Origin of the sequence: Pseudomonas sp. BMW13, from assembly GCF_013357275.1 — a bacterium.
GTDB lineage: Bacteria > Pseudomonadota > Gammaproteobacteria > Pseudomonadales > Pseudomonadaceae > Aquipseudomonas > Aquipseudomonas khazarica.
In genome coordinates this window covers 1-10,814 of the sequence record NZ_SUKD01000035.1, presented here as the reverse complement: position 1 = coordinate 10,814, position 10,814 = coordinate 1, and the positions used below count along the sequence as shown (strand labels likewise).

The window sequence follows — 10,814 nt, the reverse complement described above, 5'->3', positions numbered from 1 at the left end:
GCGCCAGCATGATCTTCGCCTCCAATGTCTTCCTGTTCCTGTTCCTGCCGGTCTTCCTGCTCTGCTATTACCTGGCCAGGGATCACTGGCGCTCCTACGTGATCGTGCTCGGCAGCTACCTGTTCTACGCCTGGTGGCGGCCCGACTTCCTGCTGTTGTTCGTCGCCATTTCCTACTGGAACTACTGGTTCGGACTGCGCATCAAGGCACGAATCGATGCCGGCGAGAAGCAGATCGCCTTTCGCCTGCTGAGCGTCGGCGTGATCGGCAACCTGGCCACCCTCGGCTACTTCAAGTACGCCAATTTCGGTGCCGACGTGCTGGTCGCGGTACTCGAGCCGCTGGGTATCAATACCTTCACCCTGGAACACATCATCCTGCCGCTGGGCATTTCCTTCTATGTGTTCCAGGCCCTGAGCTACATCGTCGACATCTACCGGCGCAACGCGGAGCCCACCGATCGCTTCGTCGATTTCGCCGCCTACATCGCCCTGTTCCCGCAGCTGATCGCCGGGCCGATCCTGCGCTACAGCCTGATCGACAAGCAGCTGAAGAACCGCAGCCACTCCCTGGAACTGTTTTCCCTGGGCGCCTGCCGCTTCATGCTCGGTTTCATCAAGAAGGTGCTGATCGCCGACTCCCTGGCGCCGATGAACACGCTGTTCATCGGCGGTGGCGAACTGCAGATGGCGGACGCCTGGTTCGGCCTGCTGGTCTCCGCGCTGCAGCTGTACTTCGACTTCTCCGGCTACAGCGACATGGCCATCGGCCTGGGCATGATGATGGGCTTCCGTTTCGCGGAGAACTTCAACCAACCCTACATCGCGCAGAGCATCACCGAGTTCTGGCAGCGCTGGCACATGACCCTGGCCGACTTCCTGCGCGACTACGTGTACATGCCGCTGGTGCGCAAGCGCCTGGTCGGCATGCTCGTCGGCCTGGTCATCACCATGATGCTGTCCGGCCTGTGGCACGGCCCCAGCTTCGCCTTCATCTTCTGGGGCCTGTTCTTCGGCATCGCCATGGTCATCGAGCGCCGGCTGGGCATCGCCACCAAGATCAACACGCCCTACAACTTCTGGCGCAACGCACGCTGCATGTTCGTCCTGGCGTCCTGCATGCCGTTGTTCTTCACCGGCGCCCTGCCCCACGCCCTGCAGATCTACAAGGCGCTGATCGGCCTCAACGGCTTCGGCTCGCTGGACCTCTACTGGTTCGGCACCTCGGCCATGACCATGACCTTCACCCTGATCGCCCTGCTGTGGATCGTCGTCGCCGGCTCGATCAACGTCCGCTACTACGCCAGCGCCGGCCAGCAGGCGTACTTCATGCAGCACGTCAGCGGCGTCGGCATGCTCCTGCTGTGGCTCGGCTTCCTGCTGACGCTCACCCGCCTGGCGGCGAATTCCTTCTCCCCCTTCCTGTACTTCCAGTTCTGAGGTTGCCGACATGTTTCCGGTGATGAGTTCGGCCAGCAAGATCAACGGCATCCTGTTCTGCGTTCTGCTGTGCGGCATGTTTCTGTACTCGCTGCCTGCGGTGCTCGCGTTCTCCAGCACCCAGACCCAGGCCCTGTCGCTGTTTCTCGACGGCAAGCTGGTGCGCAAGTTCGAGCAGTTCTACGACAAGCGCCTGTTTCTGCGCGACCCGTCCGTGGAGCTGTGGGCGAACATCCAGCAGGCGATCTTCCGCGAAGGGGCCAGCGGCGTGGTGCTGGGCCGCGATGGCTGGCTGTTCACCAACCAGGAGTACCTGCTGCCCAGCGACCTGGAGCAGAACCTGGACAAGCAACTGGCGCTGATCGACAAGGTCCACGCGCAACTGGCGCAGCAGGGCAAGCAGCTGATCATGCTGCCGGTGCCGATGAAGCTCGACACCTACGCCGAGCACTCGAGCTACGCGCCGGCCGAGCGAATCAGCAGCCTCTACCAGCAGTTCAGCCAGCGCCTGGCCGAGCGCGGTATCGACACGGTCGACCTGCGCAGCGCGTACCAGGACGTCGCCGCCGCCGAGCCGCTGTTCCTGCGCAACGACACTCACTGGAGCCCGAAGGGGGCCGAGCTGGCGGCGCAGACCCTGGCCCGACAGTTCCCTCAGCTGCGCGGCGACACGCCCTACATCACCCAGGCCGCCGGCGAAAAGCAGATCACCGGTGACCTGCTCAACTACCTGAAATTCGACCCCAGGCTGGCGCCCAGCTACTTCGAACCGGTGTACATCCAGCTCCATGAAACCCTCAAGCACGACAGCGGCGGCCTCGGCGCCAGCCTGTTCGGCGACGAGGCCATTTCCCTGGCGCTGGTGGGCACCAGCTACACGCGTATCGACGATTGGAACTTCGCCGGCTTCCTCAAGCAGGCGCTGCAGCGCGATCTGGTGACCGTCGCCCTGGAAGCGCGCGGTCCATTCCAGTCCATGAACGAGTTCCTGGCCGGCCCTGCCGCCAGTGGCGACGAGGTGCAGACGGTGATCTGGGAGTTCCCCGTGCGCACCCTCCTCGCCCAACGCCAGATCCCTTCTCCCTGACATCTCCACCAGCCAGAGGTACCCCTATGCCCACCCTCATTCTTCGCGTCATGACCCTGCTGCTGCTCGGCAGTGCTTGCGTCCAGGCCGCCCAGGACAGCAATGCCGACCTCTATGACCCGGTCGCCCCGGCCAACTCGGCCTTCGTGCGGGTACTGAACCTCAGCGACAGCAACGTCGAGGTCACGCTCAGCGGCAAGAACAAGCCCCAGTCCGTCACCGGCGGGCAGTTCGGCGGCTACCGTTTCGTCGCTCCCGGCGTGCAACGCATCACGGTCGCCGGCCAGGTGCTGGAGCGTGAACTCAAGGCCAATACCGCCAGCACGGTGCTCTATCGCGACGGCCAGCTGCAGCTGATCGCCGACCAGTTCGTCAACGAGCCGCGCAAGGCGCAGATCGCGTTCTACAACTTCACCGCCAAGCCGGCGGCACTGAAGACCCTCGACGGCCAGCATGTGGTGGTCGACATGATCGAACACGACCAGACCGGCAGCCGCATGGTCAACGAGCTGAAGATCGCCTTCGCCGCCTACGCCGGTGACGCCAGGCTGGTCGACTTCGACGAGCTGTTCCTGAAGAAGGGCCGCTCCTACAGCTACGCCCTCCTCCCGGCAGGCAGCGGCTTCCGCGCGATTACCCTGGCGAACAGCATCGACCCGACGGAATGACTCCCGACGGCCCGGCCAAACAAGTGAGCGGACGATGACCTGCAAACGCATGAAGCACCCTCTACTACTGGCGGTCGGCAGCCTGATCGCCGCCGGCGCTTGCGCCACGCCTGCCGCGGCACAGGCCGAGCAGGCCGAAGAGTGCCAGGACCTGCAATGCCTGATCTGCCCGCGCCTCAGCGCCCCCGAGGAATACGCCGAGGGCAACATGAAGGCGCTCAAGCAGATCGTGCCTGGTAAGGATCGCTGGCTGTTTCGTTCGGAGGTCGACCTGACCAATGACTTCGGCATTCCAGCGGCTGCGCAGCCGGAGTTCGCACGCCTGATGCAGGCCTTCGCCAGGCACGGCACGCAGGTCGCGGTAGCCGTGCAACCGACCCGAGGGCTGATGCACCGCGCCCAGCTGCTACCCGGGCAGGCGCATGGTTTCGACTACCAGAAAGCCAGCGGCAGCCTGCGCCGGTTCCTGCAGCAGATGCGCGACGCCGGCGCCATCGTCCCCGACATCATGACCCTGGTGGAAAATCCGCCCAAGGACTTCTTCTTCCGCCGCGACCACCACTGGACCCCGGTAGGCGCAGAGTCCACTGCCCGCCTCACGGCCGAGGCCATTCGCCAGAGCCCGGTCTATGCGCAACTGCCGCGCAAGGGCTATGTCACCGAGCAGACCCTGACGCTGTACAAGGACGGCACGCTCAACCTTGGCCTGGCGGCGATCTGCGGCAACCACTTCGGCTACCAGTTCGTGCCCGGTTACCAGACCGTGCCGGAGAGCAACGACGCCGCGCTGCTGTTCGAAGAACAGCCCGACCCCGAGGTGGTGCTGGTAGGGACCAGTAACTCCGCCGCCCGCGAGGATGAAACCAAGCAGTTCAACTTCGACGGATTCCTCAAGCAGTACCTCAGCACCGACCTGATCAACTACGCGCTACCGGGCGCCGGCCAGGACGGCTCGCTGCTGGAATACCTGCAGTCGAGCAACTACTCGCCGGACAAGGCACCGAAACTGATCATCTGGGAGCTGCCGGCCAACTACCGGCTGGACGGTGAGCTGACCTACCGCCAGCTGATCCCCGCCGTGAACGGCGGCTGCAAGGCCAGCGACAGCGTGCTGCAGGCCCAGCTGGAACGACCGGGCATGGGCCTCAACGACCGCCTCGAGCTGCTCAGCAACACGGGGGCGGCGCGTCAGAACCTCAAGGGCCGCGACGCCGTGCTCGACATCCGCATCAGCGATCCCAACATCAAGAACTTCTACATCATCACCTATTACGACAACGGCACCCGCGACAAGGTGTGGTTCCGCCGTGAAGCCATCGTCACGGGCGGGCAGTACTACCTCGAACTGAGCCGTGCGCCGGAATTCCGCGACGCCAACCTGCTGTCGGTGCTGCTCGAACCCACGCAGACCGTCGAGCAGCCCTTCAAGATCGAGACCAAGCTATGCCTGTAAGCATCCGCCTGACGGCCCTGCTGCTGTTGCTCTGCGCCTCGCTGGGCGCCAACGCGGCCCAGTCGATCTGGGCGCCGCAGTCGACGGCAGCTTCACGCCTGGTCGGCGACTATCGCCAGGAGCGCTGCCCGAAGACGCCGCCAGCCGCCTACACCGGCCACTTGCAGCTGGACAGCAAGTACGACCAGCGCGACCCCAGCAAGAGCCGCCTGGTCGCCCGGCAGAGCAAGGACACGCAGCGCATCCGCAAGCAGGTGCAGGGCTATATCGGTGGCCTGATCAAGGCCGCCCAGGTGTTCCAGCGCACGCAAAAGGCCAACGAGGCCAACATTGCCCTGGCCTGCCTGGACCAGTGGCTCGACGCCTGGGGCAGCCGCTCGGCCCTGCTCAGCGATGACGCCAGCAAGACCGGCGTGGCCTCGCGCAAGTGGGCCCTCGCCGCCATCGCCTCGACCCTGCTCAAGGTGCAGGCGCTGAGTGACCAGCGCTATCGGTTGAGCCCCGTGCAGAAACGCTGGCTACAACAGCTGTCCGCCAAGGTGATCGCCGAATACGAGCCTCGTCGCCACGACAGCGGCATCTACTTCAACAACCACGACTACTGGGCGGCGTGGGCCGTCGCTGCCACCGCCATGTTGCTCGATGACGACAAGGGCCTGGCCTGGGCAGACGTCGCCCTGCGCCGGGCGTTCAGCCAGCTCGCCCAAGGTAAGGGGGACTATGAGTACCTGCCACTGGAAGTCGCCAGAGGACGCCTGGCCGCCGACTACAGCCATTACGCGCTGGTGCCGTTGATGCTGCTGGTCGAGGCCTCGGAATTCAACGGTCGCCCGCTCAGCGAACAGGAGCGCAGCCAGCTCGCCGGCCTGGCCAACTTCGCCGCTCGCGCCGTGCTGGAGCCCGGGACCGTCGCCGAACTGAGCGAACGCCAGGCCGATGTCGGCCCGCACAAGATGGTCTGGCTGCTGCCGTTCCTCAACCGCTATCCGCAACACCAGTGGGGCCGCCGCCTGTACCAGGCACACGGCGAGGAGATCAACCACTACAGCCAGGTAGGCGGCGACCTCAAGCCGCTGTATCCCCGGCCCAACTGACCCAGGATTGTCGCCATGTCACAGGCTCTGACCCTTTCCCGCGCACTGCTGCTGATGACCTGCACCCTCAGCCTCGCGGCCCTCGGTGCGCCAGCGGCCCTGCACACGCTCGACCCGCACTGGCAGCAGCAGCAACAGCAGCGCAGCAGCACGCAGATCATGCAGCGCAGTCAGCCTCCTGTACTCGACATGCAGGCCCCCGGAAAGCGCGGCAGCGTCACCCTGGAGCCCATGTACTCCGCGCAGGCCGGCAGTTGGCCGTTCGAGCCGTTCGTGCACAACGGTCTGTTCCGCGCCATCGCCAGCTACCAGGCGCAACACCCGCGTGCCGTGGTGATCCGTGGCGGCAGCATCACCCTGGAGCAACTGCGCACGCAGCTCAACGATGCCCGGGTCCTGGGCCGCCATGATGACGGCTACCTGCTCAGCTACCCGCTGATGATCGCCGACGATGCTGCACTGCTGATCGACGACCAGGTGCTCTACCTGTTCGGTCCATCCGGCACGGCACTGATCAACCAGGGAATGCTGCGCGTGCAGAACTCACGGCTGCAGAGCTGGAGCGACGGCCGTGCCACGGACACCGACCGCCCCACCCGCCCCTTCATCATGAACTGGGCCGGCAGCCGCCTGCAGATCGAGACCTCGCAACTGGTCAGGATCGGCTACAACGCCAACCTCTCGCGCGGCGTCAGCAGTGGCCTCAGCCCGCACCAGTCGGCGAATCGCCCCCCGGCGCAGATCCTGATCGAGGGTAGTCGCTTCGAAGAAATGGCCAGCGCGCTGGAGCTGAATCACAGCCAGGCACTGGTGCGTGGCAACCAGTTCATCAGGCAGCAGCAGTACGCCATCGACCTCGGCAACAGCCGCTTTCTGCTTGCCGACAACCGCATCGACGGGGTGAAGAACAACAGCGGCGTGCGCGTCAGCGGCAGCAGCAGCGGACGCATCCAGAACAACCTCATCCTGCGCGCGGGCAAGAGTGCCATTGAAGTCAGTGCGCAGCACGGCGCCCTGCTGATACAGGGCAACCGCCTGGGTGCATCCCTGGGCTACGGCCTGATGCTGCGGCAGATCGGCGATGGTTCAGGGCTGCTGGTCCAGGACAATCTGATCGCCAACAGCAGGCTGAGCGCCATCGACGCAGCCGAACTGAGTGGCGCGCTGATCCTCGACAACCGCATCCATTCGACACCGGAATACGCCATCAGCCTGCGCAACGCCCAACCCAGCGCCGGCCGACTGGTCATCACCGGCAACCGCCTGGAAAGCATCGGCAAGGCCATGATCCGGGTAGAGGGCATGCAGGACACCATATTGGGCGACAACCACTTCAAGGCCACTCCGCTGCTGCAGAACCTGCTGACAGGCGACCTGCTGCCGCTGCAAAGCCAGATACTCGACAGCACCGTGCGCCGTCGCTGCCACCTGCAGATCTCGCAGTTCCAGGGCGCAGAGGCCGACCCGACTGACGCCCCGACCTGCAGCAACTAACCGACGCGGACCGATCGACGGAACACCGCAGCTAACGATGCTCGACCTTCAACTGGCTGAAGGTCGCCGCTCCCGCATTGGTTTCATTGCCGTTGTTGTCGAGGGTGTAGACCCCCGCCTTGAAGTACAACGCATGGCTTGCCCATGCCTTGTTCAAGCTGCGACTCCAGGTCTTCACCGCTCCGCCCGGCTCGACCAGGCCAATGCTCAGCGTGCCGTTCTTCGCCAGGTGAATTTCATAGCTGAAGTCCTGATCCAGCCTCACCTTGCTCGACAACACGATCTTCAACGAATCGGCGTCGGCAGGATGCCCGCGAAACGCGATCACCACGTTGCCGTAACCCGTCTGCGGCACATACTGGTAACCCAGCATCAAGGGCGGTGAAGTGCCCTGCTTGGAGTGAATCTGCGAGAACGCCAGCATGCCGCTGGCAGGCACCTGAGTGATTCTGGCGGTCGCGCTCAGTACGTCGGTCGCAGCAGTGTAGGACCAGTTCCGCAGCGTGCCATCGGCATAGGTTTCCCTCAGTTCGCTGCGCGGGTACACCGAGTTGCTGGTGGTAGAGCCATTGGCCGGCGCCCAGAAGAAAATCCGCCCGTCGCGGGACTGAAAGTAGTCATCCTGATACCCGCCGACCAGGAGAGGCGTATCGATGACAGTCGCAGGCACGCCTACGGGAATGGTGAGGTTCCAGGTGGCAAGATCGATCATGACTGAACTCCATGGATAAAACGGCCAACGCAGGCCTACTCAGTCCCGCCAGACCGCCGCCCCACGAGAACGCGAGCACGACCTCCGACTTGCAACCGAGCTTATCGCCGGGTTCAGCGGTGATTAACGACCACTCATCATGATTTTGGCGCTGCTTTTTTGACTAACACCGCAAGCCGGTTGAACACCCCGCCCTTTGCCTCATCGCATAACGATTCCTTTGCAGGGAGACAGCGTCGAACCTTCACAGGATCGACCTTTTCCACTCCCCGAGAGGATGCAAGGAATGTGAGCGAGTCGAAGGTTTACCGACGCCAAAGGTGCCGGCACGCCTCGTCGAAACGCTAAAGCGCAGGGGTTTTGACGCTTTGCATGCCCCAGAAAACAAAAGCCCCGAAACTCTGGATGTTTCAGGGGCTTAAGCTTGAGATATGGCGGGAAGATGGAGATTTGGTCCCGTTCAAACGGCTGCCCGTCGCTGCTCTGCTCTGCCCAACGTCAGCAAAATCGGGAGTTCCGTCTCATGGCCCCTGCCCACTGATGCCCTACACCGCCCGTTAATTTCGCCACTTTATCGACACACTGCCTAGACAGTCGTGTTGGCCATCGGTAGCGTCTAGCCACCACAACACCCTGGAACATCCGACCTGAGCAGCTCTGCGTGTCGCGTTGCGCCTAGTGGGCCGTGTCTTCATTCTGGCCTATGACCTGACGCCTCTCCGGGGAGGTCATCAGACAGCAGCGGTCATGTCATGCGACGGCAAGGTCGCCTAACTAATAGGCATGCACTAAAGGAATAGTATGCGTTCAGCAAATCTAATAATTACTGGTGGCATCGCTGCACTCTCTACATGCCTCGCCATCTATGCCTCCCCAGTTGGGACAAAGGAGCTTCATCGTTGGGCGCTGGTGCTGGGAGCGTTTGCAAGCATTGCGTGCATCTCATGGCTATTCTTTGGCGCGCTCCTTTTATCAAAAAACAACAGCCTTAAAGGCCAGACACTCATCTTGCTTGGCTATGTATCTGCCCTGGTACTGTGCGCTATATCTGGCGGTAGTTTCGGCGCCTTGTACTTTATAATGCACGCAGAAAAAGTCGACTTCATAACGGCTTTCAAATCTACTGCTATCGTCATGCTTGGCGGCTACACTATAGCCACTGCGATCTTCGGCTGGGCACTTGTTTATCTGAAAAGAACCCAAAGAAAGAGCTAAAGGGGACAGATTTATTTTCGATGGGCGATCGCAATAAATAAATCCGTCCTTTTTCATTCCCACTAACCAAGCATCATACACCTTATGCAGTTACCGATTGAACTCGATAACGCCTTAAGCTTCACCCATGGTTTTCTCAAGGCACTAGAAATAGTTGCGAACAGAAAAGCAGGAATCTCTGTAGGCATTTATAAGCGCAACGGAACGCTAGAAGCCGACCTAGCCTTGCACCTCAAGAAGTGCAAAATCCAATACTCAACAATAAAAACATCACTTTCAAACCGCGACGAATTTATAAAAAAGTCCTGGAGCCCGTTAGACATATCACTCTCTCACCTATCTCCTACCGTCCGAGAAGACCTGAAGTGGCAATTCGAAGAATGCGTCGGCCTGCTTTCTACCGCAATTGATGAACGTGGACCGTTCAACCCTCTCTTCAGCGCTCCAATCCATGAAGTTAAATTCAAAAGTGACAATAAAGGTTCTCTGCACACTCTTGAGATCGGCGATTGGACACTTGTATTTTTCGGCGAGCACAGCGCATGACAACATGTTAAAGCCGCTCACCGGGACAGCCCCAAAGCCAACCCATAACCAGACATCAGGCATTTATTTTGCGTAAACTATTGGAATCTGACAGCCTTATCCAGGTAAATCTGATAGCCAGCTACCTGCAAAGCAATGGCATAACCGTAAAAATACTAAACGAACACCAGAGCTCCATTCGCTCGCTTATTTCCTTTAACAAACCCATTCATCCTGAACTCTGGGTACACCCCGAACAGTTTGAAACTGCTGCCAAACTTGTCGGCCGCTTTCAATACGAACAAGAATCAAATTACTCGCAAAGCGAAACCGAGTGGCTATGCAAGAATTGCAAGGAAAGCAATCCTGGCAACTTCATGTCTTGCTGGGCCTGTGGAAGCCACAATTAATCTTCCTTATGATTTGCGGCTTGAATACCGGTTGAGCACGCCTAACAAGCGGCTCAATCCGTCTGTTTCCCTCACTGGTACGGGCTAACACCTGCGCCTTAAGTAAACGTCATGCCGGATTAATATGTAGACCATAGAAGAGATAGCTATGACTAAGCATGTTGGCTCTTGCCTGTGCAGCACAGTGAAATTTGAGATCCATGGAGACTTCGACAGTTTTTACCTCTGCCACTGTAAACACTGCCAAAAGGACACTGGCTCTGCTTATGCATCAAATCTGTTTTCGCAGTCAGCTACACTGACCTGGCTGGCGGGTGTAGATTCTGTGACCTCCTTTACGCTTCCAGGCACCCGCCACAGCAAAAGCTTTTGCAGGTCGTGTGGCTCAGCATTGCCCAGCACTCAGCTTACAAACCTGCTCGTTGTTCCTGCGGGCTGTTTGGACACAGAAATTGCTGCGCTGCCGACTGCGCAAATTTTCACATCAAGCAAGGCGGCTTGGGAGCGAGCGATCAATGATGTGCCGGAGGTCGAGGGGCTGCCAGAGTAAGAGAAGCTCACCTAACTAGAATCAGCCCCTGAACCAAACGTTAGGTGCCCAGGATGATTGTCTTCGCTTTTTTTGTTTGCTTCGTTGTGGCTGAACGAGCCCCTTGAAACACAGGACACCGTTTCCCCCTTACCATAAGGGATAGGCAAACGACTGTGTTTATGACT

Annotated in this window: 11 protein-coding genes; 10 read left to right on the top strand and 1 reads right to left on the bottom strand. The window is 60.6% G+C overall.

Annotation, left to right across the window (positions count from 1 at the left end; translation table 11 throughout):
• Positions 1–8 precede the first annotated feature (8 nt).
• The 6 genes from E4487_RS21940 to E4487_RS21915 are packed head-to-tail and all read left to right on the top strand — an operon-like array spanning position 9 to position 7,235.
• Complete coding sequence (locus E4487_RS21940; RefSeq protein ID WP_175254390.1) at positions 9–1,439, top strand: MBOAT family protein; 1,431 nt, start codon at positions 9–11, stop codon at positions 1,437–1,439.
• A gap of 10 nt (positions 1,440–1,449) precedes the next feature.
• Positions 1,450–2,526, top strand: coding sequence for an alginate O-acetyltransferase (locus E4487_RS21935; RefSeq protein WP_150605720.1), 1,077 nt, complete (start codon positions 1,450–1,452; stop codon positions 2,524–2,526).
• 26 nt (positions 2,527–2,552) lie between these two features.
• Positions 2,553–3,194 (top strand): alginate O-acetyltransferase AlgF, encoded by a 642-nt coding sequence (locus E4487_RS21930; protein WP_175254389.1) that lies wholly within the window; start codon positions 2,553–2,555, stop codon positions 3,192–3,194.
• Positions 3,195–3,228: 34 nt separating this feature from the next.
• Positions 3,229–4,647, top strand: coding sequence for an alginate biosynthesis protein AlgX (locus E4487_RS21925; protein WP_257229482.1), 1,419 nt, complete (start codon positions 3,229–3,231; stop codon positions 4,645–4,647).
• Positions 4,638–5,741 carry a polysaccharide lyase gene (locus tag E4487_RS21920; protein WP_175254388.1) on the top strand — a complete coding sequence of 368 codons (1,104 nt, stop codon included), beginning with the start codon at positions 4,638–4,640 and terminating at the stop codon, positions 5,739–5,741. The genes E4487_RS21925 and E4487_RS21920 overlap by 10 nt, the downstream gene beginning before the upstream one ends.
• A gap of 15 nt (positions 5,742–5,756) precedes the next feature.
• The gene (locus E4487_RS21915) at positions 5,757–7,235 is read left to right on the top strand and encodes a right-handed parallel beta-helix repeat-containing protein (protein WP_175254387.1); all 1,479 of its coding nucleotides are present in this window, start codon (positions 5,757–5,759) and stop codon (positions 7,233–7,235) included.
• Positions 7,236–7,266: 31 nt separating this feature from the next.
• Here the strand turns inward: E4487_RS21915 and E4487_RS21910 are convergent, their stop codons facing one another.
• Entirely contained in the window at positions 7,267–7,947 is a 681-nt protein-coding gene (locus tag E4487_RS21910; protein ID WP_134675479.1) for a polysaccharide lyase family 7 protein, read from the bottom strand.
• A gap of 801 nt (positions 7,948–8,748) precedes the next feature.
• On the opposite strand from E4487_RS21910, the gene E4487_RS21905 reads away from it, so the two are divergent.
• The 4 genes from E4487_RS21905 to E4487_RS21890 all read left to right on the top strand — a co-directional run bounded on the left by E4487_RS21905 (position 8,749) and on the right by E4487_RS21890 (position 10,647).
• Positions 8,749–9,162, top strand: coding sequence for a hypothetical protein (locus E4487_RS21905; RefSeq protein ID WP_175254386.1), 414 nt, complete (start codon positions 8,749–8,751; stop codon positions 9,160–9,162).
• Between the two features lie 84 nt (positions 9,163–9,246).
• Positions 9,247–9,708: a hypothetical protein gene (locus tag E4487_RS21900; protein ID WP_175254385.1), complete on the top strand. Its 462-nt coding sequence runs from the start codon at positions 9,247–9,249 to the stop codon at positions 9,706–9,708.
• Positions 9,709–9,776: 68 nt separating this feature from the next.
• Complete coding sequence (locus E4487_RS25010) at positions 9,777–10,097, top strand: DUF2007 domain-containing protein (RefSeq protein WP_175254384.1); 321 nt, start codon at positions 9,777–9,779, stop codon at positions 10,095–10,097.
• Positions 10,098–10,245: 148 nt separating this feature from the next.
• Positions 10,246–10,647, top strand: coding sequence for a GFA family protein (locus E4487_RS21890; protein WP_175254383.1), 402 nt, complete (start codon positions 10,246–10,248; stop codon positions 10,645–10,647).
• The last annotated feature ends 167 nt before the right edge of the window (positions 10,648–10,814 follow it).